25 protein-coding genes are annotated in these 24,337 nt (G+C 63.7%); 14 read left to right on the top strand and 11 right to left on the bottom strand.

Features of this window, described 5'->3' with window-relative positions; genetic code table 11:
- Nucleotides 1-11 precede the first annotated feature (11 nt).
- The 6 genes from AC0L17_RS30980 (at nt 12) to AC0L17_RS30955 (ending at nt 4,866) form a co-directional block, all read left to right on the top strand.
- A complete protein-coding gene (locus AC0L17_RS30980; protein WP_128184720.1) occupies nt 12-632 on the top strand; it encodes a ribonuclease D in 621 nt (206 codons plus the stop codon).
- Between the two features lie 51 nt (nt 633-683).
- Nucleotides 684-932 (top strand): hypothetical protein, encoded by a 249-nt coding sequence (locus AC0L17_RS30975; RefSeq protein WP_473518555.1) that lies wholly within the window; start codon nt 684-686, stop codon nt 930-932.
- Between the two features lie 105 nt (nt 933-1,037).
- Nucleotides 1,038-1,292 (top strand): GlsB/YeaQ/YmgE family stress response membrane protein, encoded by a 255-nt coding sequence (locus AC0L17_RS30970; protein WP_128169674.1) that lies wholly within the window; start codon nt 1,038-1,040, stop codon nt 1,290-1,292.
- A 28-nt stretch (nt 1,293-1,320) separates the two neighbouring features.
- Nucleotides 1,321-1,467: a hypothetical protein gene (locus AC0L17_RS30965; RefSeq protein WP_027153083.1), complete on the top strand. Its 147-nt coding sequence runs from the start codon at nt 1,321-1,323 to the stop codon at nt 1,465-1,467.
- A 336-nt stretch (nt 1,468-1,803) separates the two neighbouring features.
- The gene (locus AC0L17_RS30960) at nt 1,804-4,056 is read left to right on the top strand and encodes a transglycosylase domain-containing protein (protein WP_473518554.1); all 2,253 of its coding nucleotides are present in this window, start codon (nt 1,804-1,806) and stop codon (nt 4,054-4,056) included.
- A 57-nt stretch (nt 4,057-4,113) separates the two neighbouring features.
- Nucleotides 4,114-4,866 carry an SDR family NAD(P)-dependent oxidoreductase gene (locus AC0L17_RS30955; RefSeq protein WP_065010150.1) on the top strand — a complete coding sequence of 251 codons (753 nt, stop codon included), beginning with the start codon at nt 4,114-4,116 and terminating at the stop codon, nt 4,864-4,866.
- 64 nt (nt 4,867-4,930) lie between these two features.
- On the opposite strand, the gene ybaL is transcribed toward AC0L17_RS30955, so the two are convergent.
- Together ybaL and AC0L17_RS30945 are read right to left on the bottom strand one after the other, a co-directional pair.
- Nucleotides 4,931-6,703 (bottom strand): YbaL family putative K(+) efflux transporter, encoded by a 1,773-nt coding sequence (gene ybaL / locus AC0L17_RS30950; RefSeq protein WP_473518553.1) that lies wholly within the window; start codon nt 6,701-6,703, stop codon nt 4,931-4,933.
- A gap of 196 nt (nt 6,704-6,899) precedes the next feature.
- The gene (locus AC0L17_RS30945; RefSeq protein WP_473518552.1) at nt 6,900-7,349 is read right to left on the bottom strand and encodes a baeRF12 domain-containing protein; all 450 of its coding nucleotides are present in this window, start codon (nt 7,347-7,349) and stop codon (nt 6,900-6,902) included.
- A 438-nt stretch (nt 7,350-7,787) separates the two neighbouring features.
- On the opposite strand from AC0L17_RS30945, the gene cysG reads away from it, so the two are divergent.
- From cysG to AC0L17_RS30915, 6 genes are all read left to right on the top strand, one after another.
- On the top strand, nt 7,788-9,239 hold the full coding sequence (gene cysG, locus AC0L17_RS30940; protein ID WP_473518551.1) for a siroheme synthase CysG: 1,452 nt from the start codon (nt 7,788-7,790) through the stop codon (nt 9,237-9,239).
- Nucleotides 9,236-9,541: a DUF2849 domain-containing protein gene (locus tag AC0L17_RS30935; protein ID WP_077381067.1), complete on the top strand. Its 306-nt coding sequence runs from the start codon at nt 9,236-9,238 to the stop codon at nt 9,539-9,541. Before cysG ends, AC0L17_RS30935 begins: the two co-directional genes overlap by 4 nt.
- Nucleotides 9,542-9,588: 47 nt before the next feature.
- A complete protein-coding gene (locus AC0L17_RS30930; RefSeq protein ID WP_473518550.1) occupies nt 9,589-11,259 on the top strand; it encodes a nitrite/sulfite reductase in 1,671 nt (556 codons plus the stop codon).
- On the top strand, nt 11,234-11,998 hold the full coding sequence (locus AC0L17_RS30925; protein ID WP_287122714.1) for a phosphoadenylyl-sulfate reductase: 765 nt from the start codon (nt 11,234-11,236) through the stop codon (nt 11,996-11,998). Before AC0L17_RS30930 ends, AC0L17_RS30925 begins: the two co-directional genes overlap by 26 nt.
- A 167-nt stretch (nt 11,999-12,165) precedes the next feature.
- On the top strand, nt 12,166-12,702 hold the full coding sequence (locus tag AC0L17_RS30920) for a DUF934 domain-containing protein (RefSeq protein WP_473518549.1): 537 nt from the start codon (nt 12,166-12,168) through the stop codon (nt 12,700-12,702).
- A 136-nt stretch (nt 12,703-12,838) separates the two neighbouring features.
- Nucleotides 12,839-13,459: a DJ-1/PfpI family protein gene (locus tag AC0L17_RS30915; RefSeq protein ID WP_473518548.1), complete on the top strand. Its 621-nt coding sequence runs from the start codon at nt 12,839-12,841 to the stop codon at nt 13,457-13,459.
- A 76-nt stretch (nt 13,460-13,535) separates the two neighbouring features.
- Here the strand turns inward: AC0L17_RS30915 and AC0L17_RS30910 are convergent, their stop codons facing one another.
- Both AC0L17_RS30910 and AC0L17_RS30905 read right to left on the bottom strand, forming a co-directional pair.
- Nucleotides 13,536-14,558 (bottom strand): fatty acid desaturase, encoded by a 1,023-nt coding sequence (locus tag AC0L17_RS30910; RefSeq protein ID WP_473518547.1) that lies wholly within the window; start codon nt 14,556-14,558, stop codon nt 13,536-13,538.
- A gap of 134 nt (nt 14,559-14,692) precedes the next feature.
- A complete protein-coding gene (locus tag AC0L17_RS30905; protein ID WP_023797430.1) occupies nt 14,693-14,926 on the bottom strand; it encodes a hypothetical protein in 234 nt (77 codons plus the stop codon).
- Between the two features lie 239 nt (nt 14,927-15,165).
- Here AC0L17_RS30905 and grpE point away from each other — a divergent pair, with 239 nt between their 5' ends.
- Nucleotides 15,166-15,801 (top strand): nucleotide exchange factor GrpE, encoded by a 636-nt coding sequence (gene grpE, locus AC0L17_RS30900; protein WP_091595557.1) that lies wholly within the window; start codon nt 15,166-15,168, stop codon nt 15,799-15,801.
- 119 nt (nt 15,802-15,920) lie between these two features.
- Nucleotides 15,921-16,553 (top strand): trimeric intracellular cation channel family protein, encoded by a 633-nt coding sequence (locus tag AC0L17_RS30895; RefSeq protein ID WP_023797432.1) that lies wholly within the window; start codon nt 15,921-15,923, stop codon nt 16,551-16,553.
- A gap of 85 nt (nt 16,554-16,638) precedes the next feature.
- On the opposite strand, the gene olsB is transcribed toward AC0L17_RS30895, so the two are convergent.
- The 7 genes from olsB to AC0L17_RS30860 form a co-directional block, all read right to left on the bottom strand.
- Nucleotides 16,639-17,514, bottom strand: a complete 876-nt coding sequence (gene olsB, locus AC0L17_RS30890) for a l-ornithine N(alpha)-acyltransferase (RefSeq protein ID WP_167366477.1) — start codon at nt 17,512-17,514, stop codon at nt 16,639-16,641.
- Nucleotides 17,515-17,691: 177 nt separating this feature from the next.
- Nucleotides 17,692-19,980: a response regulator gene (locus tag AC0L17_RS30885; protein WP_473518546.1), complete on the bottom strand. Its 2,289-nt coding sequence runs from the start codon at nt 19,978-19,980 to the stop codon at nt 17,692-17,694.
- 192 nt (nt 19,981-20,172) lie between these two features.
- Complete coding sequence (gene acuI / locus AC0L17_RS30880; RefSeq protein WP_473518545.1) at nt 20,173-21,162, bottom strand: acrylyl-CoA reductase (NADPH); 990 nt, start codon at nt 21,160-21,162, stop codon at nt 20,173-20,175.
- A gap of 53 nt (nt 21,163-21,215) precedes the next feature.
- A complete protein-coding gene (lspA, locus tag AC0L17_RS30875; protein WP_473518544.1) occupies nt 21,216-21,728 on the bottom strand; it encodes a signal peptidase II in 513 nt (170 codons plus the stop codon).
- 2 nt (nt 21,729-21,730) lie between these two features.
- The gene (locus AC0L17_RS30870; protein WP_023797437.1) at nt 21,731-22,582 is read right to left on the bottom strand and encodes a TrmH family RNA methyltransferase; all 852 of its coding nucleotides are present in this window, start codon (nt 22,580-22,582) and stop codon (nt 21,731-21,733) included.
- Nucleotides 22,583-23,620: an RsmD family RNA methyltransferase gene (locus AC0L17_RS30865; RefSeq protein WP_473518543.1), complete on the bottom strand. Its 1,038-nt coding sequence runs from the start codon at nt 23,618-23,620 to the stop codon at nt 22,583-22,585.
- A gap of 89 nt (nt 23,621-23,709) precedes the next feature.
- Entirely contained in the window at nt 23,710-24,195 is a 486-nt protein-coding gene (locus tag AC0L17_RS30860; protein WP_473518542.1) for a DUF1772 domain-containing protein, read from the bottom strand.
- Nucleotides 24,196-24,337 lie beyond the last annotated feature (142 nt).

Genomic DNA, 24,337 nt, shown 5'->3' with positions numbered 1-24,337 from the left:
CGGAGAAGACGATGAGCGATATCCGCTTCCACAAGAACGACCTGCCCGGGCTCTTGCACTACGACGTCGGGGCGGTCGCGATCGACACGGAGACGCTGGGGCTCAATCCGCATCGCGACCGGCTTTGCGTGGTGCAGATCTCGCCGGGCGACGGTTCCGCCGACGTCATCCAGATCGCGCCCGGCCAGAAGAAGGCGCCAAACCTCGTCAGCCTGCTCAGGAACCGCAGCATAACCAAGCTGTTCCATTTCGGCCGTTTCGATCTCGCCGTCCTCTACAACGCCTTCGGCGTCATGCCAGAGCCGGTGTTTTGCACCAAGATCGCCTCGCGGCTGACCCGAACCTACACCGACCGGCACGGGCTGAAGGACATTTGTTTTGAGCTTCTCGGCGTCAGCCTGTCGAAGGCGCAGCAATCGTCGGACTGGGCGGCGGAGACGCTGTCGCCCGAACAACTCGAATACGCAGCCTCCGACGTGCTTTACCTGCACCAGCTGCGCGATGTGCTGACGATGCGGCTGGCGCGCGACAACCGGAGCAAGGAGGCCGAGGCCTGCTTCCGCTTCCTGCCGACGCGTGCGAAACTCGACCTGATGGGCTGGGATGAGGCAGACATCTTCGCCCACAGCTAAGTGGAACCAGGTGTTCGCCTCGACGTTCTATCGATCGATGGAGGGGATGAAATGGCTGCCAGAAAACCAATCGAAACAGCACCCAGGGATGGCTCCAAGGTCACCGTCTACTGGAAGGACAGCGACGGGGTGATGAACGAATCCATCGCGCAGTACAGGTCGCTCGACCGGCTGAAAGCGACCGGCGGCGACTGGGACGAGAACGACACCGGCTGGTGGGCCTATACGGACGGCCATACGCAAAGAAAGATCGATCCGATCAGCTGGCGGCCCGCATCCGGGGATGACGACGGCGAATGACGCCGCTGGCGGCGCTGGCTTCTTTCCAATAGGTTGGACCTGTTGCAATCGGAGGTCGATTCGGAGCTTTCTGCTCCGCGACCATTCGCGCGGGAGGGATCTGCAATGGGTACTGAGAGCCTGCTTGTCTTCATCATCATCGGCGCCATCGCCGGCTGGCTCGCCGGCTTGATCGTCAAGGGTTTCGGCCTCGGTCTGATCGGCAATATCGTCGTCGGCATCGTCGGCGCCTTGATAGCCGGCTTGCTCTTCCCAAGGCTGGGATTCGCCATAGGCGGTGGCATACTTGCCGCCATCATCCACGCCACGATCGGCGCGGTGATCCTGCTCGTGCTGATCAAGCTGGTGAAGCAGGCCTGATCCTGCGAAGCCACATCAAGGGCGCGCCATGAAACAGAACATGCTCTATCTCGTCATCGGCGCGCTCGTCGTCGTGGTCATCGCACTCGGCATTTATGTCTATCGCGAGCAAACCAGGCCGGAGGGCGTGGAACTCAAGATCGACGACAAGGGAATATCGATCCAGCGGAATTGAGCGGGGTGTTGGGTTGGCGCGGCCAAGGTGCCGATGACGCACCCACATCATATCCGCTATTTCAGCCCTTCCTTAGGGTTCTCAGGTGATATCCCAGATCGACTTCAAAGCCAGTGAGGCTGTGCGAGCCGCGCTCTGACGGTCGAGCGGCAGTGCTCGCATACGACTTAACCCGCCCTTAAATCGCCGCATCTACTCTGCACCCGGACGCCATGGAGCAACGTTCGTCCGTTCGGACGCGCGCTCTAAGACTTTGAAGCTTCGCATCGGCTTTTCCGAAAATCGATACCGATTTTCAGGCCGACGCGACAGGCATCGGGACAGACAGCACAGCGCATGGCGAACCGCAGAGACAGCCGCATCGAACCGAGCTTCGAGGGACCGCCGCGGGCGAAATCCTCGGCCGGTTTTTCGGTGAGCGAGGAGGATCGCGTCGTGCCGAGCAACCGCAACACCTCTGCAAAGCGCCAATCGGCCAGGACAAAAGCGTCGCGTCGCGGGCGCGGCAAAAGCCGGCGCGGCCTGTTCGGCGTGCTCGGCCGGCTGGCCTACTGGTGCTTCGTGCTGGCCATCTGGGGCGGCATCGCCGCTGCCGGCATCGTCGTCTATTACGGCGCGAAAATGCCGGCGGCCACCACCTGGGCCATCCCCGACCGCGCGCCCAATATCAGGATCGTCTCGGTCGACGGAAAACTGCTCGCCAATCGCGGCATGAGCGGCGGCGAAGCCGTCGGCCTGCATGAAATGTCGACCTATATTCCCGAGGCCGTCATCGCCATCGAAGATCGCCGCTTCTATTCGCATTTGGGCATCGACCCGATCGGTCTGTCCAGAGCCATGGTGGCCAACCTTGTCGGCGGGCGTTTTTCGCAGGGCGGCTCGACGCTGACCCAGCAATTGGCGAAAAACCTGTTCCTGACACCCGATCGCACGCTGGAACGCAAGGTGCAGGAAGTGCTTCTGGCGCTGTGGCTCGAGCACAAGCACACCAAGGACCAGATCCTCGAAATGTATCTCAACCGGGTCTATTTCGGCTCCGGCGCCTATGGTGTCGAAGCGGCCTCGCGCCGCTATTTCGGCAAGAGCGCGCGCGACGTCACGTTGCCGGAGGCCGCGCTCCTCGCCGGTCTGTTGAAAGCGCCGTCGCGACTGTCTCCGGCGCGTGACCCGAAGGCCGCCGAGCGGCGCTCGCAGCTTGTTCTCGCCGCCATGCGCGACGAAGGCAAGATCAGCGCCAAGGAACTGACCACGGCGATGAGCGCGCCGGCGTCACGGGTGGCATCCTACTGGACGGGTTCGGAAAACTACGTCGCCGACGCCATCGTGGAAGAACTTCCCGACCTGATCGGCGACGTGCGCGGCGACATCATCGTCGACGCCACCGTCGACCTGACGCTGCAGAAGCTCGCCGAACAATCGATCCGCCGGCTGATCGACGGCAGCGGCAAAAAGCTCAATGCCAGCCAGGGCGTGCTGGTGTCGATCGACAATTCCGGCGCGGTACGCGCCATGGTTGGCGGCTATGATTATTCGACCAGCCAGTTCGATCGCGCCTCGGAGGCGCGCCGCCAGCCGGGCTCGGCGTTCAAGCCCTTTGTTTACATGGCGGCGCTGGAAGCCGGCCGCACGCCCGACAGCGTGCGCAATGACGCGCCGATCAAAATTGGCAAATGGACGCCCACCAATTACGGCGGCAAGTATTTCGGCAAGGTGACGCTGGCGACGGCGCTGGCGAAGTCGCTGAACTCGGTGGCCGCCCAGCTGACCATGGAAGTCGGGCCTGACGCGGTCGTCGAGGCGGCGCATCGCATGGGTGTCCAGTCCGACCTCACGGCCAACACCTCGATCGCGCTCGGCACCTCCGAAGTGACACCGCTGGAACTGACGTCGGCCTATGTCCCCTTCGCCAATGGCGGCTACCGGCCGGATGTCCATTTCATCCGCCGGGTGACGACAGCCAGCGGCAAGGTGCTCTACGACAACAATGGCGGCGCCCCGCGCGTCATCAAGCCCGAGATCGTCGGCATGATGAACTCTATGATGATGGGCACAGTTGAAATCGGCACTGCCAGGAAGGCGGCCTTTGCCTGGCCGGCCGCCGGCAAGACCGGCACCAGCCAGAATTCGCGCGACGCCTGGTTCATCGGCTATACCGCCAATCTCACCACCGGAGTCTGGTTCGGCAATGACGATGGCGGTCCGATGAAGAAGGTCACCGGCGGCGCGCTGCCGGCGCAGGCCTGGCATGAGTTCATGGTCGCCGCGCATGAAGGCGTGCCGGTGCGGCCGCTGCCTGGAACATGGCGGTCGACGCCTGCCGATACGATCGTGCAGGACGAATTGCCGCCCAACACGGCGCAACCGGCGCCGGTGCCGTCCGCTTCGGTTGGCCAATCCGCGCCGTCCGCTCAAAAAGCGTCGCCGCCTCGCGCCGTGCGCCCCGCCGAAACGGTCGATGCCGGCGGCTTCGGCATGCCGGGCGGTGGCGGCACAACCGCATCGATCAAGCGCCCGGTGCCGCCCGCCGATGTCGGCGGCCCGGTCAAGAAGCGGCAGACCTCGATCCTCGACATCCTCACCGGCGGCTGACCCCCTCGTCATCGCTGCCGTGTTCCGCTACATCTGCGGGTTAAAGAGAGATCGTCAATGGCCGAGACCGACACCAGAAAGACCATCGTGCTGACCGGCGCCAGCCGCGGCATCGGCCACGCCACGGTCAAGCGCTTTTCGCGCGAAGGCTGGCGCGTCATCACCTGCTCGCGCCAGGCCTTTGCCGACGACTGCCCGTGGCCGGCCGGTCCGGAGGACCATATCAAGGTCGATCTCGCCGACCAGGAGGACGTCGGCATCGCGATCTCGGAAATCCGCCATCGGCTGGAAGCGCATGGCGGCCAGCTGCATGCGCTGGTCAACAATGCCGGCATCTCGCCGAAGCTCAAGGACGGCAACAGCCGCATGAATTCGATCGACACGCCGATGCATGTCTGGCGCGACGTGTTCCAGGTGAATTTCTTTGCGCCGATCATGCTGGCGCGGGGATTGTTCAGGGAATTGGCGTCGGCCAAGGGCTCGATCGTCAACGTCACTTCGATCGCCGGCACTCGCGTGCATCCCTTCGCCGGCACCGCCTATGCGACGTCGAAGGCGGCGCTCGGCTCGCTGACGCGCGAAATGGCGCATGATTTCGGCCCGCACGGCATCCGCGTCAACGCCATCGCACCCGGCGAGATCGACACGGCGATCCTGTCACCGGGCACGGAAAAGATCGTCGAGACGATTCCGCTACGGCGGCTGGGCACCACGGCGGAAGTCGCCGACATCATCTTCTTCCTGTGCTCGCAGCAGGCGTCCTATGTGACGGGCTCGGAAATCCACATCAATGGCGGCCAACACGTGTGAGCTTTTTCACCCTTAGCCTCTCCAGTTCTTCACGGGGAGGGTAAGGGTGAGGGGCGGCGCCGGCTTAGGCTGCTGAAGGCGCTTTCGGTGCTGCCAAAACCTCTTCCACGATCCCGCGGGCGATCTCGCGCTCGCCCATGATGACTGTGTCGGCTCCAAGCCCCTTGAGATGCTCGACCTCGGCATCGGAGTGGGCGCGGGCGATGACGTTGATCTTCGGGTTGGCGGCGCGGGCGCGCAGCACGATCTGTCCCGCCTCGAAGGCGTTGGGGATGGCGAGGATCAGCCGGCTCGCGCCCTCGGGATTGGCTGCGGCGAATACCTCGCTGCTCGCGGCGTTGCCGGACACGGTTTCGATGCCGTCGTCCCTGAGCTTCGCCAGCGTCTTGTCGGCATCCTCGATGACGAGCAAGGGCAGGGCGGCCTTCTTCAAGGACGCGCCGACGAGGCTGCCGACACGGCCATAGCCGACCAGGATGGAGTGGCCGGTAAGCGCTGTCCTGGGCGGCGGGCCGTCCTCTTTCACCGGTGCCGCAACCGAAGCCAACTGGCCTGGCTCCGTGGCGGGGCCGATCGGCTTTGCCTCGTCGAGCGACGCCGCCTTGCCGGCGCGCCTCTCCAGCCATGGTTTCATCCAGTCGACGGCAAGGAACATCAGCGGGTTGAGGACGATCGACAGGATAGCACCGGCGAGGATGAGGTCGCGTCCTTGTTCGGGCAGCAGCTTCAGCCCGACGCCGAGCTCGGCCAGAATGAAGGAGAATTCGCCGATCTGGGCCAGGCTTGCCGAAATCATCAACGCGGTCGCGATCGGATAACGGAAGGCGACGACGATGACGAAGGCGGCCAATGATTTGCCGATGACGATGATGGCCAGCGTCGCCAAGATCGGCCAGCCATTGCTGACCAGGCTGAACGGGTCGAACAGCATGCCGACCGAAACGAAGAACAGCACGGAAAAGGCGTCGCGCAGCGGCAGCGATTCCTCGGCCGCCCGATGGCTGAGTTCGGATTCGCTCATGATCATGCCGGCAAAGAATGCGCCCAGCGCCAGCGAGACGCCGAATAGCTTGGCCGCGCCGAAAGCGACCCCGAGCGCGATGGCCAGGACCGCCAGCCGGAACAATTCACGCGACCCGGTATGGGCGACGTAGTGCAGGACCCAGGGGATGACCCGGCGGCCGACCACCAGCATGACAACGACAAAGGCCGCGACCTTGCCCAGCGTCATGCCGACGACACTCCAAACGCCGTAGCTCGCCGGCAGCGACAGCAGGCTGCTGCTGTGGGCCTCCACAGGCTCCTGACCGCCCAGTACGCCGGCCAGCGCCGGCAGCAATACCAGCGCCAGCACCATGGCCAGATCCTCGACAATCAGCCAGCCGACGGCGATGCGGCCGCGCTCGGTCTCGATCAGCCGCCGCTCCTGCAAGGCACGCAGCAGCACAACGGTCGAGGCGACGGAAAGCGCCAGCCCGAACACCAGCCCCGCGCCCATCGACCAGCCCAGCATCCAGGCAAGGCCGGCGCCGAGCGCCGTCGCGAAGCCGATCTGCACGATGGCGCCGGGCACGGCGATGGCGCGGACCGACAACAAGTCCTTCAGCGAGAAATGCAGGCCGACGCCGAACATCAACAGGATCACGCCGATTTCGGCCAGTTCATTGGCGAGGCCGGTATCGGCGACGAAGCCCGGCGTGTTCGGCCCGACCAGGACGCCGGCGACGAGGTAGCCGACCAGCGGCGGGATGCGGAAGCGATTGGCAATTGCGCCGAAGACGAAAGCCAGCCCCAAACCGGCGACGATGGTGGCGATAAGCGGCGTGTCATGCGGCATTGTCTATGGAGCGCCTTTCAAAATTACGATGTCGGATATGCACCGCCCGAAGCAGCCGCCTTGCAATATGGCGGCCCGGATGGCCGCGAGGCAACCCGCAAATGCCATGGATCGACGACAAGGGTGGCAGAAGGCGGGCCGCCTCGGGCTGGCAATGGTTGCTGCTAAAAAGAAACCGCCTGCGCCTGATGCCCGATCAGGCGCCCTGCAGCAGGTTTTCGATGTCGACGATGGTGTGGTTGGTCAGCGTCTTGGGAATTTCCGCTGTGATTTTCTCGGCAACTTCCTTGTGCAGTTTTCGACGCATGTCACCCAGTACCTGCGGCGGTGCGACCAGCACCATCTCCTTGAAGGCGCCGCGATGCGCGAGCTTGTACAGCCGCTCGGCAATTTCGTCGGCGAAACGCTCCTTGCCGAGGCGATGCCAGTCAGTGTCCTCGACTGCGCTGCGGTGGACGGATGGGCCGTCGCTGTAGCGACCCGGGCGGTCCGAACCTTGCTCTCGCGTCGCCGGATTTGCCTGTTCCATCTCCTGCACGACCTGAAGGTCGGGATATTGGGTGTCGCCACGGTTCTCGAGGAACAGTGCCTTCTCGCCGTCGGCGACCACGACCCACAGTCCGCGTTTCAGCTTGAGGTTGTTCACCGGAGCGCTCCTTTTTCTGTTTTTCATGGTTTTCCAGGCCCGTCTCTGGAGCCATTGCCGCAGCTGGACAGCCAGGCTCGGATTCGCAGAGGAGCAAACGCGCGCCGAGGCAGGAATGTTCCGGTGACGACAAGCACGGCGAGCAAGCCAACCAACGGGGATGACGGTGCTCAGCGCATGTCGGCTTTAATCTACTAGATGGTAGAATTTAGAAAAAAGTGTTTTGTAATATACTTCGCTTGTCGCTAGAACGGCCGCAGATCAAGGCTCGCAACAGCGGCTTGGATCCGCTCCACTCGTGGGTGTGGAATTTTTTTCTCCTGCCTCTGGTGCTTGCGGAAAAGCGATTGCTTCGCACGAAGCGATGCGCGAGTGCGTTCCTTCTGTTTTTTCGCGCCCGCGCGTAAAACCGACAGCGAATTCAGGATTCCGCTCGCTATGCCGCAGACCCCCGCCAAGCTCAACGCCTTTCCCGTCTTTATGCGGGTCGCTGGCGAAGCTGTGGCCATCGTCGGCGGCGGCGAGGAGGCTCTGGCCAAGGCGCGGCTGATCGGCCAGTCGAGCGCCGTCTTGCGCATTATAGCCGATGCCCCTGAGCATGATTTGCTGGCCTTCATCGCCGCGAATGGCGCCGTCCACATCGCTGCCGCCTATGAGGCCGCGCATCTCGAAGGCGCGGTGATGGTGTTTGCTGCCAGCGGCAACGAGGCGCATGACCGCCGCGTTGCCGAGGATGCGCGCAGGCTGGGCATTCCGGTCAATGCCGTCGACCGGCCGGAGCTATGCGATTTCTTCACCCCGGCGCTGGTCAACCGCGCGCCGGTCGCCATTGCCATCGGCACGGAAGGGGCCGGACCGGTGCTTGCCCAGATGCTGCGCAGCCGCATCGACCGCATGCTGTCGCCGTCGCTCGGGCCGCTTGCTTCGCTTGCTGCCTCGTTGCGCGGCACTGTTGAGAGATTGCTGCTGAAAGGCAATGCCCGCCGCCGCTTCTGGAGCGAGTTTTTCGGCGGCGCGCCGGCCCGCGCCATGGAGGCTGGCCAGCTTTCGCAGGCGCACGGTGCCGCCGTCGACCTGATGCTTTCGAACGCGCCGGCATCGGGTCACATTGCCCTGGTTGGCGCGGGTCCCGGCACCGAAGACCTGCTGACGCTGCGCGCCCACCGGCTGCTGATGGAAGCCGATGTCATCGTCCATGATGCGCTGGTGCCGGAGGCGATCGTCGCCATGGGCCGTCGCGACGCCGAGCGTCTGCCGGTAGGTAAACGCAAGGGCTGCCACACCAAGAGCCAGGCCGAGATCAATGCGCTGCTGATCGAGCTCGGCCGCGACGGCAAGCGCGTCGTGCGGCTGAAATCCGGCGATCCGCTGGTGTTCGGCCGGGCGGGCGAGGAAATGGCAGCGCTGCGCGATGCCGGCATCGCCTATGAGGTGGTTCCGGGCGTCACCGCGGCCTTCGCCGCCGCCGCCGATTTCGAGCTGCCGCTGACGCTGCGCGGCGTGTCGTCGTCGATGGTGTTCACCACCGGCCACGACCTCAAGGGAAATTCGCTGCCCGACTGGGCAAAGCTCGCCATTTCCGGCGCCACGGTCGCCGTCTATATGGGCCGCTCGGTCGCGGCCGAGGTTGCCGGCCGGCTGATCGAGGCCGGCCTGTCGCCGGATACTGCGGTCGCCGTGGTCGAGAATGCCAGCCTTGCCAACCGGCGCCGTTTCCACGGCACGCTCGCCGACCTGCCGTCGCTGGAGATTCGCGCCGACCTTACCGGTCCGGTCATGACCATCATCGGCGATGCGGTCGCCGGCGCCAATTTTGAACGTTCCGAGCCGCTGGCGGCACACAGGCATGAAGGCGCGGCCCAAACAGCCGCCGAAGGAGCTGAACGATGAAAGTCCTGACTGCAAACCGCCTCGCCGACGGCGAAGCCGTCTGGTACGCCAATGGCGGCTGGGCCGAGACCATCGACAATGCCGATGTCGCCCATGACAAGGCGGCCGAAGACCGGCTGGAGGCGATCGGCGCCACGGCCTCTGCCAACAATGAAGTGGTCGACGTCAATCTGATCGACGTGACCGTCGCCAATGGTGTCGTCGAGCCGGTCCGGCTGCGCGAAAAGATCCGCGCCGCCGGCCCGACCAACCGCAACGACCTGGGCAAGCAGGCCCGCCCGGTAGCCGCCCGGGCGGCGTAAACGACGACATTGAAGACAACGGGCGGACGCGCCCGGAAAGACCAGACATGTACCGTTACGATGAGTTCGATCACGACTTCGTCCAGGCCCGCGTCGCCGAGTTCAGCGATCAGGTCGCGCGGCGGCTTGCCGGCGAGATCACCGAGGATCAGTTCCGGCCGCTGCGGCTGATGAACGGCGTCTACCTGCAGTTGCACGCCTACATGCTGCGCATCGCGGTGCCTTACGGCACGCTGAACAGCAAGCAGCTGCGCATGCTTGGCCACATCGCCCGCAAATACGACAAGGGCTACGGCCATTTCACGACGCGCCAGAACATCCAGTTCAACTGGCCGGCGCTGTCGGACATTCCGGCGATCCTGGCCGATCTGGCTGGTGTCGAGATGCACGCCATCCAGACCAGCGGCAACTGCATCCGCAACGTCACCGCCGACCACTTTGCCGGTGCCGCCGCCGACGAGGTAGCCGATCCGCGTCCTTATGCGGAAATCCTGCGCCAATGGTCGTCGGTGCATCCGGAATTCTCGTTCCTGCCGAGAAAATTCAAGATCGCGGTGACCGGCGCCGAGCGCGACCGCGCCGCCATCCAGACGCATGACATCGGCCTGCATTTGAAGAAGAACGCTGCCGGCGAACTCGGTTTCGCCGTCTATGTCGGCGGCGGCCAGGGCCGTACGCCGATGATCGCCAAGAAGATCCGCGACTTCCTGCCCGAGGCCGACCTTCTGTCCTATTGCACGGCGATCCTGCGCGTTTACAACCTCTACGGCCGCCGCGACAACAAATACAAGGCGCGCATCAAGATCCTCGTCCACGAGACCGGCGTCGAGGAGATCACCCGCCAGGTCGAGGCCGAATGGCAGCAGCTGAAGGATGCGGATCTAAAACTGCCGGAAGCCGACATCCGCACCATCGATGCCTATTTCGCACCACCGGCGCTGGTCGAACGGCCGGAAGGCGACGAGGCCGTCAAGCTCGCCCGCCTCGATTCGAAGAGCTTTTCGGAGTGGCTCGACCAGAACGTGGTGACCCACCGTCACCCCGATTATGCCGCCGTGACCATCTCGCTCAAGGCCATTGGCGAAGCGCCGGGCGACGCCTCCGACAGCCAGATGGAAGCGGTCGCCGACCTTGCCGAAAAATATGCTTTCGACGAGCTGCGCGTCAGCCATGAGCAGAACCTGATCCTGCCGCATGTCGCGCGGGCCGACCTCAAGGCGGTCTATGACGCGCTGGTCGACATCGGACTGGCGACGGCCAATTCCAACCTGATATCAGACATCATCTCGTGCCCGGGCCTCGACTATTGCGCGCTGGCCACGGCGCGCTCGATTCCGGTGGCGCAGGAAATCTCGCGTCGTTTCGCTTCGCTAGAGCGGCAGCGCGAGATCGGCGAACTGAAGCTGAAGATTTCCGGCTGCATCAATGCCTGCGGCCATCACCATGTCGGCCATATCGGCATCCTCGGCGTCGAGAAGAAGGGCGCCGAACTCTACCAGGTGACGCTCGGCGGCTCGGCCGACGAGAACACCTCGGTCGGCGAGATCATCGGCCGCGGCTTCAGCTCGGCAGAGATCACCGACGCCATCGAGCAGATCGTCGAGACCTATCTCGGCCTCCGGCTCGACAGAAACGAAAAATTCATCGACGCCTACCGCCGTGTCGGTCCCGCGCCGTTCAAGGAGGCGCTCTATGCTGGCGAAGCCAAGGCCGCTTGATCGTATCGTCGACGTCGAGGCCGGCATCGCCGCCGAAGCGGCGGGGCTCGATGCGCTCTATGGTCATCTGAAGCCGCTGGAGATCATCGAGCGGTCGGCCCGGGAATTCTTTCACGGTGAAATCGCCGCAGTTTCGTCGTTCGGGGCGGATTCTGCAGTGCTTCTGCACATGATCGCCAAGATCGACCGGACGCTGCCGGTCATCTTCCTCGACACCGGCAAGCACTTCGAGGAGACGCTCGGCTATCGCGACGCGCTGGTTGCCGATTTCGGGCTGACCGATATAAGGGTGATCACTCCCGAAGAAGCGGCGCTCGAACGGATCGATCCGACCGGTAATCTGAACGAAACCGACACCGACGCCTGCTGCGAGGTCCGCAAGGTCGAGCCGCTGGCGCGCGGCGTCGAGCCGTTCCGCGCCTGGTTCACCGGCCGCAAGCGTTTTCAGGCGACGACGCGGGCATCACTGCCGGTGTTCGAGGCGGTCGGCTCGCGCATTCGCATCAATCCGCTGGCGCATTGGACGACATCAGACCAGGCCAACTATATGCGCGCGCATGCGCTGCGTGAGAATCCGCTGGTCGCCTATGGCTATCTATCGATAGGCTGCTTCCCGTGCACGCAGCCGGTGCAGCCGGGCGAGGATGCACGCAGCGGCCGCTGGGTGGGGCACGCCAAGACAGAGTGCGGCATCCATTTGTCGGGGCTGGAGAAGTCGCTGACCGACGCATCGCTTTAGGGTATGTCGATATTCAGGTGAGGCTGGCCTGCGAATGGCGGCACGTACCCAAAGTACGCTCCGCTCCGGTTCTCGGAAGCCACCATTCTCGGCTCGGCCTGACCTGAATCTCAACACACCCTCGAGCGTTTTGAACTTTAGAATTTTGTGGACTTGGGAATTTCTCGATGAGTGAATCGATAGCGGAAAACGCCACCCGCCTCTGGACCCCGACAGGTTTTAGCGAGGACGAGTGGAGCCATGCCGAGAGCGCTGACGCACTGTCGGGCAATGGCCGCTTCATCCTGCCGCTGCAGGCGTTTCTCGACCTCGATCCGGCGGTGCGCCGGTCGGCGAAGGAGCGCCTCGGCGTGCTGCTTCAGCCAGGCGATCAGCTCGAAAAGATCGCGGACCTGCTCGACCAGATATCGCTGGTGGCGCTGGCCTTCCCGGCTTTCAGTGACGGCCGCTCCTTCTCCAAGGGCGAACTGCTGCGCAGCCGCTACCGTTTCGAGGGCGCGGTCCGCGCCACCGGACAGGTTCTGGTCGACCAGCTTCCGCATATGCTGCGCCTCGGCTTCGACGAGTTCGAAGTGTCAAATCCAGTGTTGCTGAAACGGCTCGAGGAAGGCCGCACCGGCGGTCTGCCGCTGTCCTACCAGCCGACCGTGAAGCCGGAGGCCAAAGGCCCCAAATATTCCTGGCGGCGGGTGCGCACCGGTTGATCTCCCCGACGGAGCGAGTCGCATCTGGTCGGACCACTTTGCCGATTCAATCTTTTATTTTCGGCATCCGCACCTTAAGATAAGGCCTATTATTTCGCGATCCGAAATAAATTCGCCACCAAGGGAGGAACCGGGAATGGCTGGTAAGAAGATATTGATGCTCGTTGGCGAGTTCAGCGAGGAATACGAGATTTTCGTCTTTGAACAGGCCATGCATGCGGTCGGCCACACCGTGCATGTCGTGTGTCCCGACAAGAAGGCAGGCGATATCCTGAAGACGTCGCTGCACGACTTCGAGGGTCACCAGACCTATACGGAAAAGCTCGGCCACGACTACATCCTCAACAAGACGTTTTCCGAGGTCAATCCGGCTGAATACGATGCCGTCTATGCGGCAGGCGGGCGCGGGCCGGAATATATCCGCATCGACAAGCGCGTGCAGGCGCTGGTGCGGCATTTCCACGAGACCGGCAAGCCGATCTTCACCATTTGCCACGGCGCCCAGATCCTGATGGCGGTCGACGGCGTGCTGCGTGGCAGGGAGGTCGCGGCGCTGCAGTATTGCGAGCCGGAAGTCACGCTTGCCGGCGGCACCTATATCGATGTCGCGCCGACCGGCGCCCATGTCGACGGCAATCTGGTGTCGGCCAAGGGCTGGCCGGGGCTGGCCACCTTCATGCGCGAATGCCTGAAAGTGCTCGGCACCGAGATTCGCCACGGCGAGATCCTGATGCGCGACGAACGCCAGGCGGCTTGAGCCACACGTTATAAAAGCCGCCGCACCTGTGGTGCGGCGGCTTTATAACGCCGCGCGTTCGTTTTTGGGATGTGCTTTATGCAGTCATCCGCGCTTCGCGAAACGATATCAGCTTGCTGCGGCTCTCATCCCACAGCGCCAGCTTGACGCAGCGCAGGCTGTCGAGAAGCGTGACGCGGCCAATTTCGCGCAGTTCCGGATAGTCCCTCAGGACCTCCTGCAGACGATAGCACGGCACCTTGGCGGAGAGGTGGTGCACGTGATGGACGCCGATATTGCCGGTGAACCAGTTCAGTACCGGCGGCAGGTCGTAATAGGACGAGCCGTGCAGGGCCGCATGCTGGAACTCCCATTCGGAGTCCTTTGCCCACTCTGTCTCTTCGAACTGGTGCTGGACATAGAACAGCCAGATGCCGGCGGACCCGGCGAGAACGACGATGGGCAAATGGACGACCAGGAACGCTTCGAGACCGACGAACCAGACAAGGGCGGCGGCGGCGACCGCGATGGCCGCGTTGGTGGCCATCGACGACACCCAGGGCGTGAGGCCGCCTCGCATCATGCCGACAGGCAGTCTCTGTTCAAAGATGAAAAGCCAAATGGGGCCGAGGCCGAACATGACGAGCGGATGGCGATAGAGACGATAGGCAAGGCGGCCCCGCCAGGACATTTGCCGATATTCCGCGACAGTCAGCGTCTTGATGTCGCCCGTGCCGCGCTCATCGAGATTGCCGGCGCTGGCATGATGGGTTGCGTGGGCACGTCGCCAGCAATCGTAAGGCGTCAAAGTCAGGATGCCCAGGCCGCGGCCGATCCAGTCGTCGGCGGTGCGGTTGGCGAAGAAGGAACCGTGGCCGCAATCGTGCTGGATCATGAAGATCCGCACCAGAAAGCCGGCGGCCGGAAGGATGAGGATCAGACCCCACCAATGGCCATAGGCATAGGCAGCCGAGGACAGTGTCCACAGCGTGGCAAAGGGGATGAGAGTGATGGCAAGTTCGACGGCGCTGCGCCGCCTGTCAGGTTTCTTGTAGCGCGCCAGGATCTTCAACCAGGCACGCTTGCTGTTCGCTACAGCTTCGGGGGAAATCATGTTCATCAGGAAGCATAGACGGACCATTTCGTCGCTGCAAGCCAGGCATCACGCAAAGTTACTGCGGGTAATTGTCGCGCGACGCGCAAGCTGCGGCAAAAAGCATACCAATGACGCGCAGCGACAGGCGTGTGTGTTGTCTATCGCCGGTTGCCACCGGCGGCTACGCTGCTTTCGATGCCGTCCAGGCGGTCAAGCAATTCCCTGAAACGATCGGGAATGTCGTTCTCCGTCCGGAACGCCGGCAACGCGCGCAGAAAGTGCATCGTTGCCTCCGTGCCGAACTGGCGCCTGATGCCGGCCGCCAGCCTTTCACGTCTTTCGTCATCGTTGGGGGCGCCATTCTTACGGTCGCCGTCGTTGCGGGTCGCCATCTCAAAATCCTGTGTCGGTTTCGAAACTCTTCCAGCAGACGAATGGTTCCCCCATCGCAGCATCTTGGCAAGCAAAGCCGGTGGTTACAGTAAAATTTGAATTAATATCGAAAGGTCTCCATGATGCGTCGTCAAAAGCGCGAGCGGCCTGTCCAGTATCGCTTGCCCCTTGATTTTTGGCCGCCAAACCTCGATATCGGGCACAAAATCCACATCATTTGAAATGACGGGAAACGGCGATGAGCGACCAGGCAAAAGACGAACGCGCGCCCGATGAAGCCGAGACGGCCGGGGCTGCCACCGAACACACGCAAGGCAGCGCCGACGGCGACTATGAAGCGCTTGTGCGGCTGCTGAAGGAAAACGACGAGTTGAAGGACCGCGCGCTCCGCGTCGCAGCCGAGATGGAGAATCTGCGCCGCCGTACCGCCCGTGACGTGCACGATGCACGCGCCTATGCGGTTGCCAATTTCGCCCGTGACATGCTGTCGGTATCGGACAATCTGCGCCGCGCACTGGATGCGATCCCGGCTGAGTCCAAGGCGTCAGGTGATGCCGGTTTGAAGTCACTGATCGAGGGCGTCGAGCTCACCGAGCGCGCCATGCTATCGGCGCTCGAGCGGCACGGAGTGAAGAAGCTCGAGCCGGAAGGCGAGAAATTCGACCCGAATTTCCATCAGGCGATGTTCGAGGTGCCCAATCCGGAGGTGCCGGCCAACACGGTGGTCCAGGTCGTGCAGCCAGGCTATTCGATCGGTGAGCGGGTGTTGCGGCCGGCCATGGTCGGCGTTGCCAAGGGCGGTCCCAAGCATGTGGCAAGCGAAGCGCCGGTCGAGCCAGGGCCGGTGAATGAGCAAGCTGAGAAGGATGCGTAAGTTAAGGGAATAGGGCAGTAGGAGCAGTAGGGGCAGTAGGGTAAAGGAGCCGTACCAATCGTACGGCTTCGTGCTATTCATACATCCCTATTCACCCGCTCTCCTACTCCGCTATGCCCTTGAACCCGATCGAGCTTCTCGACTATGCCGGTGTCGCCGTCTTCGCGGCGACCGGTGCGCTGGCCGCTTCGCGCAAGCAGCTCGACATCATCGGCTTTCTGTTCCTGGCCAGCGTCACCGGCATCGGCGGTGGCACGTTTCGTGACGTCATCCTCAATCTGCCGGTCTTCTGGGTTACCAACTCTGGCTATGTGCTGATCTGCGCGGTGGTGGCGATGCTTGTCTTTTTCGGGGCGCACCGTCTCGAATCCCGCTGGAAATTACTGCTCTGGCTCGACGCCGTCGGCCTCGCCGCGTTTTCGGTGATGGGTGCCGCCAAGGGCCTGGCCATCACCGGCTCGCCGGTCGTGTCCGTTGTTACCGGCGTGCTCACCGCCACGTTCGGCGGGATCTTGCGCGACCTGCTGGCCGGTGAGGCTTCGGTGCTCTTGAGACCAGAAATCTATGTCACCGCCGCCCTTGCGGGTGCCATCCTGTTTACAACAGGCGATCTCGCCGGACTGCCGCCGCTCGCCTCGGGCCTGGTGGGCTTCATAGCCGCTTTCTGCGTGCGTGGCGGCGCGCTTAAGTTCGGCTGGGCCTTTCCGTCCTACAAGAGCCGGCCCGGCCGGCGGCCGGAAGATATTCCGTGAAATGAGGGCGAGTAGCGAATAGGGACAACGATCCGCAGCGAATTGGCGGAACTCTCGCTACTCGCTATTCGCTACTCATTGGAATTCAGGCGGCGAAGCGCTGGGCTTCCCCGCCATAATAGCTGACGTAGCGGGCGCCGATCTCCTTGACCGGCATCACCACGAACACGTCGACCGTCGAGAATTCGCGGTCGATGACGCAGCCGTCGCCGATGCGCGCGCCGACGCGCAGATAGCCCTTGACCAGCGGTGGCATCGCCGCGATCGCGGCCTTGGCGTTGACCGCCTCGATCGGCATCAAATCCATGGAACAGTAGCGGCCGGCGACGGCGCGCACGTCCCAGGCCGAATTCGTCCGGCAGTGATGGGCGAGATAGGTCAGCGCTTCGGCGTGTGCCGCCGGCACGGTGCCGGGGAACGAGGCGCAACCGGTCATCACGCCGATCCCATAATGGTTGATATAGGCCCAAATACCTTGCCAGAGCGCCTCGATGGTGCGCTTCGAGCGGTATTCCGGCAAGACGCAGGAACGGCCGAGCTCGAGGAAACGCTGGCCGGGGTGGCGGGCGATAAGATTGGTCAGCTCAAACTCGCCCTCGGAATAGAAGCCGCCGGCCGCTGCCGCGATCTCCTGCCGCAACAGGCGGTAGGTGCCGACAATGCGGCGATGCTCGGGACCGGACAGCGAGGTGTCGAAGACGAGCAGATGATCACAGAGCGGATCAAAATGGTCGGCGTCGCGGCGGTCCTGCACCTGAAACAGGGTTTTCCTGGCGCCGAGCTCGTCATAGAACACCCGGTAGCGCACTTCCTGCGCGGCGGCGATCTCGGCCTCGTTGCGTGCGAGCCGCACTTCGAGGTTGCCGATACGGCCAAGCGCTTCGCCTTTTATGACAGCATCGACGTTGCGCCCGGTGAGCAAAGCACCCCTGGCGTTCGGCCGAGCGTCACATTCCGGCATAACTGTATGCACGAGTGATTCTCCTTCGAGCCATCCCTCTTGGCACGGGGATACGGCGTAGGTGCAACAGGATTGTGACAGTACCGTGATACGGCCCTGCCGGCAATACTTCGTCGGCTGGGCAACCCTTCAACCGGCTATGTTCTGCAGGTAAGCCAGGCAAGGACAGCCGGCGGATCAAGCGGCCACGTGACCCTCGACCGCATGGACAAGCGCGTCGGGGTCGAGCGGCTTGGTGACGAAGCCGCTGGCGCCATGGGCGAGCACTGCGTGGCGGGTCGTTTCCTGACTGTCCGCCGATAGCACCATGATCGGAACCGGCGACACGGCGGTCTCCTCCTCGTGCCGGCGGATGGCGGCGATCGCGTCCAGCCCGTCCATGACAGGCATGTGCAGATCCATCAGCACCACGTCGAAGCGGTACTTGTGGTCGGTGCCGGTGATGGCCTCGACGGCGGCCTTGCCGTTGCCGACCAGTTTCACGCGATGCCCGGCCTTCAGCAGCGTGGCACGGGCAAGCATGGCGTTGATGTCGTTATCCTCGGCGATCAGCACGGACAGGCCCCGCCGCCGGCCGCCAATGGCGCGGGCGGTTGGTGCGCCGCGCTTTTCCGGCTGCGGCTGGGTGAGGGCAGGCACGCTGCTGGTCAAAAGCACGCGAAGCAACGTTTCGCCACGCACCGGCCTTGCCAGAAAGGTGGCGTAGCCGCTGGCGCGGAACTCGCCCAGCATGCCGCGGTCGGTCGGTGCGATCAGTGTGATCGCCTCGCAATCGGCAAAGCCGCTCTGGCGAAGGCGCTTGAGCAACCTGCCGTCGCCTTCCTCCATGGCCGCATCGACCAAAAGCACGTCGCAGCCTTCGGCGAAGGACGCTGCCTGGGCGGCGGTGGTGGCCAGATCGACCCTGCCGCCATTGGCGCGGATGGTGCGGGCGATGGCGTCGGCCTCGATGGCGTTCTTCGACAGGATCACGGCGCGCCGCCCTGACAGCGCATCCCGACGGCTCTGCGGCGGCGCGGTGGCCGATATTGCAGGGATTTCGAAGACGAATTCCGAACCCTGGCCTAGCTGGCTCGACACCGAGATCGTGCCGCCCATGGCGATCACCAGGCGCCTGGAGATGGCAAGACCGAGCCCGGCGCCGCCATGCGCGCGGGTCGACGTGCCGTCAGCCTGTTCGAATTCCTCGAAGATGCGCTCCAAGTCGTCCTCGTGCAGGCCGGGACCGGTGTCGGTGACGGTGAAGCATATGCGGTCGGTGGTTTCGGTGCGGGCACGAGCGATGCTCACCAACACGCCGCCGCTGTCGGTGAACTTGATGGCGTTGCCGATGAGGTTGAGCAGCACCTGCCTGACCCTTCCAGGATCGGCTGATATCATCTGCGGCACGTCGGGTTCGACATGGCAGCCAAGGCCGATGTTCTTGGCGAAGGCACGCGCCGCCAGGAGTTCCACGATGTTGTCGGCGATCTCGCGCACCGACATTGGCTGCGGTTCGGGATCGAAGCGGCCGGCCTCGATCTTGGAATAGTCGAGCAGGTCCTCGATCAGCGCCAGCAGCGCGCTGGCCGAGGTCGAGATGGCGCCGACATAGGTCCGTTGTTGCGGCGAGAGCCCGGTGTCCGCCAGCAGCTTGGCCATGCCCATGATGCCGTTCATCGGCGTGCGGATCTCGTGGCTGACGGTGGCGAGGAAGCGCGATTTGGCCTGGCTTGCATATTCGGCTCGCTCGCGGGCGGTGATCAGTGACGTTTCGGCGTGCTTGCGTGCGGTAATGTCGCGGGCGATTGCGCGATGCGAGACGGAACCGCTCTCCTTGTCGCGCACGGACAGTTCGATCCATGAGAACCAGCGCGGGCCGCTCGGTGTGCTAATGGCGACGTCGGTGGAGCTCAGGCATTCATGGTCGGAAAAAGCGGCATCGGGAACGATGCCGACGTCGATGCCGAGGTCGGCCAGGGCCCTGCCGGCAAGGTCGCGCTGGTCGGCTCCGACAAGCTCGGCGAAAACCTTGTTGGCATAGACGATGTGGCCGTCACGGTCGCGATGGACGACGAGATCGCCAAGCGCGTCGATCAGCCCGCGAAAGCGTTCCTCGCTCTCCTGCATCTCCCACACGCGGTCGGCCAGGCTCTCAACCTCGGCGCGGCTGCGCGCTGCGGTCGCGCCAAGCAGCGCAACCGTGCGACGCGCCGTGCGCCTGGCACGCAGATGCACGGCAAGGCCTGCCATGCCAGTCGCCAAAAGCCCGACGGTGATGAAGATCGGCGCGCCGGTCAGATGCGACAGGCCCGCCAGCACGGCGATGGCGACGAGCATCAGGAACGGCAGGCCTTCGCGATTGGCGGCGGGCAATTCAGGCGCCAGTGGCGGCGCCGCGATATGCTGCCGGCTTGGCGCCTCCGGGCCGATCCCGTCGACGTTTTCGGCGCTCTCTGTTTCTCTGATGCCGGATTCCGTGACCATGCGGAAACCCTTGCCAGACAGAGATTATGGAAAATTGCCGCGGATCGTTCGAATTTTAGCGGTCGCGCGGTTTTTGCCTCTCCGCTCCTGAAGCGCGTCGCGTTTGGCCGGCCTCATGCGAGGCGCTTCACCGCTGCACACCCTGGGTCATGCTTTTGCTCGACATGCATTAAAAACCGGAGAAGGAAGAGCTCACATGTCCACCACCACGCGACCGCGGACCTTGCCCTCGACGATATCGTGCGCGGCGTCGATGATGCCATCGAAGCCAATGGTCGTGGACAGTTTGGCGAGCTTCTGGAGGTCGAGGTCCGTGCCGATGCGGCGCCACGCCTCCATGCGGACCGTTTTTGGCGCCATCACCGAATCGATGCCGAGCAGACAAACGCCGCGCAGGATGAACGGGGCGACGCTCGTCGGCAGATCCATGCCGCCGGCCAGGCCGCAGGCGGCGACGGCGCCGCCATAGGAGGTCATCGAAAGGACGTTGGCCAGGATGTGACTGCCGACCGCGTCGACGCCGCCGGCCCAGCGTTCCTTGGCGAGCGGCTTTGCCGGCTGGGCAAGCTCGTCGCGCGAAATCACCTCCGAAGCACCCAGGTCGGTCAGGTAGGAACTTTCAGCGCTGCGGCCGGTCGAGGCGACGACGTGATAGCCGAGGCTGGACAGAATCGAAACCGCGACCGAGCCGACGCCGCCGGCCGCGCCCGTCACCACGACGGGGCCGCGTTCCGGCACGATACCGTGCCGTTCCAGCGCGATAACGCAAAGCATGGCGGTGTAACCTGCCGTGCCGACCGCCATCGCATCATGCGGGCTCATGCCCTGGGGCAGCGGCACCAGCCAGTCGCCCTTGACACGGGCGCGCTCGGCATAGGCGCCAAAATGCGTCTCGCCGACGCCCCAGCCGTTCAATATGACCTTGTCCCCCGTGCGCCAGTCGGCATGGGAGGACGAGATGACGGTGCCGGCGAAATCAATGCCCGGCACCAGCGGCCAGCGGCGGATCACCGGCGCCTTGCCGGATATGGCGAGGCCGTCCTTGTAGTTCACCGTCGTCGCCTCGACGGCGACGGTGACATCGCCTTCCATCAGGTCGGCTTCAGTAAGATCGGTGATCGCGACCGACTGCTTCTTCTCGGCGTCGCGCGAAACGAGGATGGCTTTGAAGGTTTCGGGCATGTCTTCTCCTCGGGCTTCTTGAATGGGACACTGTATGGCGGCAGAAGGCCAGGTCAATCGCTTGAGGGCTTGGCCTCACGCCGCCAACCAATGAGTTCGTCGAGGACGACCACCACCGCGCCGACTGCGATGAAGGCGTCGGCGAGGTTGAAGATGGCGAAGGACCATATTGGGGTGTGAAACAGGATGTAGTCGATCACGTGACCATAGGTAACGCGGTCGAACAGATTGCCGAGCGCGCCGCCGACGATCAGCGCAAAGCCGATGCGGGTAAGCACGTGGCTGGGCGGAGTGCGGGCCGCGAGATAGAGCACGAAAGCGACGACAAAAGCGGCGATGACCACCAGGCCGGTGTCACCGAAGGACGAAAACATCGAGAAGGCGATGCCGGTGTTGTAGGTGCGATACAATGCCAGGAACGGGACAATATCGACCTTTTCCTGAAAAGGGAGGCCGGTCTCGACCAGATATTTCACCCACTGGTCGAGCGTCACCGCGGCGGCGACCAGCACGACGTAGGGCAACCAGGATTTTGCCGTTGGGGCTTTCACCGTTCGGGATGTCACGGTCAGGCGCCCTCCGGGGCAAGTTTCAGCGCGCCGCGCCGGATCTCGAACAGCATGATGCCGGTGGCCACCGCGAGATTGAGCGAATCGGCCCGACCAGACTGTGGAATCCGCAGCAATCTGTCGCAGCTTTCGGCCAGGCTTTCGGGCAGGCCCTGCTGTTCGTTGCCCATCATCAGCAGCACCGGGCCTTTGGAAAAGTCGACCGAACGGTAATCGACCGCACCCTTCAGATGTGTGCCGGCAACCAGGCCAGGAAAGCTTTTTCGCCACGCAAGGAAGGCTTCCGGCGTCGCCTTGGCGACCGGCACGGCGAAGATCGAGCCCATCGTGGCGCGCACGGTCTCGACGGAAAAAGGATCGGTGGTCTCGCCGACCAGGATGATGCCCTTGGCGCCAACGGCATCGACGGTGCGGATGACGGTACCGAGATTGCCGGGATCGCGCACGCGGTCGAGCGCCACCCAGACATCGCCGTCTTGAGCGCGGATGTCCTTCAGCGGCAGGAACTTTTGCGAAAAGACGCCGACCACCATTTGCGGGTTGTCGCGGCGGGTGATGGCGACGAGCACTTTTTCCGAAACTTCGAGCACGGTGCCGCCGGCGGCAACCGTGCGTGCCGCGACCTTTTCGACCGCCGCGTTGCCGCGTCCGGCTTTGGCGAAGACCAGCGTCCGGATCGACCAGCCGAGGTCGAGCGCGTCGATGACCAGCTTCAGCCCCTCGGCCATGAATGCGTTCTGCTGGTCGCGGTATTTCTTCAGCGAGAGCGCCTTGATGTCCTTGATCAACGGATTGGCAAGGCTGGTGACTTCCTTCACCTGCCCTGGCGCGCCGGCGTGCCGCTCGCTCATTCAGGCCACCCAGCGCGAAAACAGCGAGGTGGACAGCGCCCGGCCAGCGGATTTCTCGCGGATAATCAGTTCGCCGGATTCGACCGTGCCGCCCATGCCGGCAAAAGTGTCGCGCATCAAGGCATGGATGGCGAAGAAGGAAGCGCGGATCGAATAGGCGGTCAGCACGACAGCGAGTGGCTTCGGCGTCAGCACCGAGCGGCAGAGGTCGGTCAGAGCCGGCAGATCCTCGAACAATTGCCAGACCTCGCCCCTGGGGCCACGGCCATAGGCGGGCGGATCGAACAGGACGATGTCGTAACGGCTGCCACGGCGCTCCTCGCGCTCGGCGAATTTTAGGGCGTCGTCGACGATCCAACGGATCGGCTTTTGCGACAGGCCCGCCATCTCCTGGTTCTCCCTGGCCCAGCCGATCGCCTTCTTGGAAGCATCGACATGGGTGACCTCGGCGCCGGCGCGCGCCGCCACCAGCGAGGCAAGGCCGGTATAGCCGAACAGATTCAGCACTTTGACCGGCCGCTTCGCCGCCGCGATCAGCCCGGCCATGTGATCCCAGTGCGAGGCCTGCTCGGGGAACACGCCGACATGGCGAAACGAGGTGAAGCGGCCGAGATAATCGATGCCGTCATGCTTCATTGGCCAGGTTTCGCCGAGCGGCGTCTTGGGGAAACGCCAGCGGCCGATGCCTTCCTCTTCGGTGTCGCCGGTGAAAATGGCGTCGGCGCGGTCCCAGTCTTTGGCCGGCAACGCTTTTTGCCAGATCGCCTGGCCTTCAGGCCGAACGATGCGATAGGGGCCGTACTGCTCGAGCTTCTGTCCGGCACCGCTGTCGAGCAACGCGTAGTCGGCGTTGGGCGCGACTTCGAGGATCAGCGGCAGGTGTTCGGCGGGCAGGGCACCGTCGCGGCGGGAAAGGACGCGCGGCGCGGCTATCGGCTCGGTGCGGTGGCCCGATGCGCCGGTTCCGCGCGGTTCCGCCCCGCCCTTTGCGAGCTGATGCGAGCGGCTGTCGCGGCGTTTGTCGCGAAAAGGTTTCAAGAAGCGCATCTCCTGGGCGACGTGGCCCGCTTCTGCCACAGCACATTCACCGGCGCAACAAACGCAGTCGCCGGACATTTCCGAAACGGTCAGCCGCGCCTGATGAAGAGCAGGGCGGCAACCAGCGATACGAAGCCGACGGCCTTGAAGCCGGCGACGATCATATGGCCGGTTTCCCAACGCAGCCGGATCGCTTCGAAATTCTCCGGAATCGGCCCAGGCACCCAGGTGGCCAGAATATCGTTCGCCGGCTTGACGAGAGCAAACCACATCGCAAGAGACACCGCATAGATCACGGCAGCGGCCAACGCATACCAGAACGCCGGTCGGTCATTGCGCAGCATCCAAGCGAGCAGTCCCGGACAGCCGATCGCGGCTAGGTCCAGTGGCGCGCCAATGACGGCAAACAGCTGGAACTGGGCGTTGAAGACAGTCGTCTCGCGCCAGAGCGAAGGCGACCACTTCGTCAGCCGAGGAGCCGATTCCAGGACATGGGCGAAGGACGGTCCAAGGCTGAGCGCCGCGACAACGGCGGCCAAGATGGACCAGAACAACAGGAACCCGCGTATCTCCATAACGCCCGAACAACGGGGTGACGCCGGAGACGTTCCCCGTCGGAAGGGAGTAAGGGAGTAGGGGAGTAGGGGATAAAGCAGCAAGTGAATAGGGAAAGTATGGCTTGCACGAAGCCGATCCAATGGTACGACTCCCCTACTC

The organism is Mesorhizobium sp. WSM4829, assembly GCF_055811475.1.
The sequence above is the reverse complement of the archived record's forward strand: the minus strand, read 5'-3'. Positions and strand labels throughout refer to the sequence as shown.

Bases quoted from the DNA above. Each gene is read 5' to 3' on its own strand.
- AC0L17_RS30930 (WP_473518550.1), top strand. From the start codon at position 9,589: ATGTACCGTTACGATGAGTTCGATCACGACTTCGTCCAGGCCCGCGTC.
- AC0L17_RS30955 (WP_065010150.1), top strand. From the start codon at position 4,114: ATGGCCGAGACCGACACCAGAAAGACCATCGTGCTGACCGGCGCCAGC.
- AC0L17_RS30925 (WP_287122714.1), top strand. From the start codon at position 11,234: ATGCTGGCGAAGCCAAGGCCGCTTGATCGTATCGTCGACGTCGAGGCC.
- AC0L17_RS30935 (WP_077381067.1), top strand. From the start codon at position 9,236: ATGAAAGTCCTGACTGCAAACCGCCTCGCCGACGGCGAAGCCGTCTGG.
- AC0L17_RS30965 (WP_027153083.1), top strand. From the start codon at position 1,321: ATGAAACAGAACATGCTCTATCTCGTCATCGGCGCGCTCGTCGTCGTG.
- acuI (WP_473518545.1), bottom strand. From the start codon at position 21,162: ATGCCCGAAACCTTCAAAGCCATCCTCGTTTCGCGCGACGCCGAGAAG.
- AC0L17_RS30980 (WP_128184720.1), top strand. From the start codon at position 12: ATGAGCGATATCCGCTTCCACAAGAACGACCTGCCCGGGCTCTTGCAC.
- AC0L17_RS30920 (WP_473518549.1), top strand. From the start codon at position 12,166: ATGAGTGAATCGATAGCGGAAAACGCCACCCGCCTCTGGACCCCGACA.
- AC0L17_RS30905 (WP_023797430.1), bottom strand. From the start codon at position 14,926: ATGGCGACCCGCAACGACGGCGACCGTAAGAATGGCGCCCCCAACGAT.
- AC0L17_RS30975 (WP_473518555.1), top strand. From the start codon at position 684: ATGGCTGCCAGAAAACCAATCGAAACAGCACCCAGGGATGGCTCCAAG.
- AC0L17_RS30970 (WP_128169674.1), top strand. From the start codon at position 1,038: ATGGGTACTGAGAGCCTGCTTGTCTTCATCATCATCGGCGCCATCGCC.
- AC0L17_RS30885 (WP_473518546.1), bottom strand. From the start codon at position 19,980: ATGGTCACGGAATCCGGCATCAGAGAAACAGAGAGCGCCGAAAACGTC.
- cysG (WP_473518551.1), top strand. From the start codon at position 7,788: ATGCCGCAGACCCCCGCCAAGCTCAACGCCTTTCCCGTCTTTATGCGG.
- olsB (WP_167366477.1), bottom strand. From the start codon at position 17,514: ATGCCGGAATGTGACGCTCGGCCGAACGCCAGGGGTGCTTTGCTCACC.
- ybaL (WP_473518553.1), bottom strand. From the start codon at position 6,703: ATGCCGCATGACACGCCGCTTATCGCCACCATCGTCGCCGGTTTGGGG.
- grpE (WP_091595557.1), top strand. From the start codon at position 15,166: ATGAGCGACCAGGCAAAAGACGAACGCGCGCCCGATGAAGCCGAGACG.
- AC0L17_RS30960 (WP_473518554.1), top strand. From the start codon at position 1,804: ATGGCGAACCGCAGAGACAGCCGCATCGAACCGAGCTTCGAGGGACCG.
- AC0L17_RS30870 (WP_023797437.1), bottom strand. From the start codon at position 22,582: ATGAGCGAGCGGCACGCCGGCGCGCCAGGGCAGGTGAAGGAAGTCACC.
- AC0L17_RS30860 (WP_473518542.1), bottom strand. From the start codon at position 24,195: ATGGAGATACGCGGGTTCCTGTTGTTCTGGTCCATCTTGGCCGCCGTT.
- AC0L17_RS30910 (WP_473518547.1), bottom strand. From the start codon at position 14,558: ATGAACATGATTTCCCCCGAAGCTGTAGCGAACAGCAAGCGTGCCTGG.
- AC0L17_RS30915 (WP_473518548.1), top strand. From the start codon at position 12,839: ATGGCTGGTAAGAAGATATTGATGCTCGTTGGCGAGTTCAGCGAGGAA.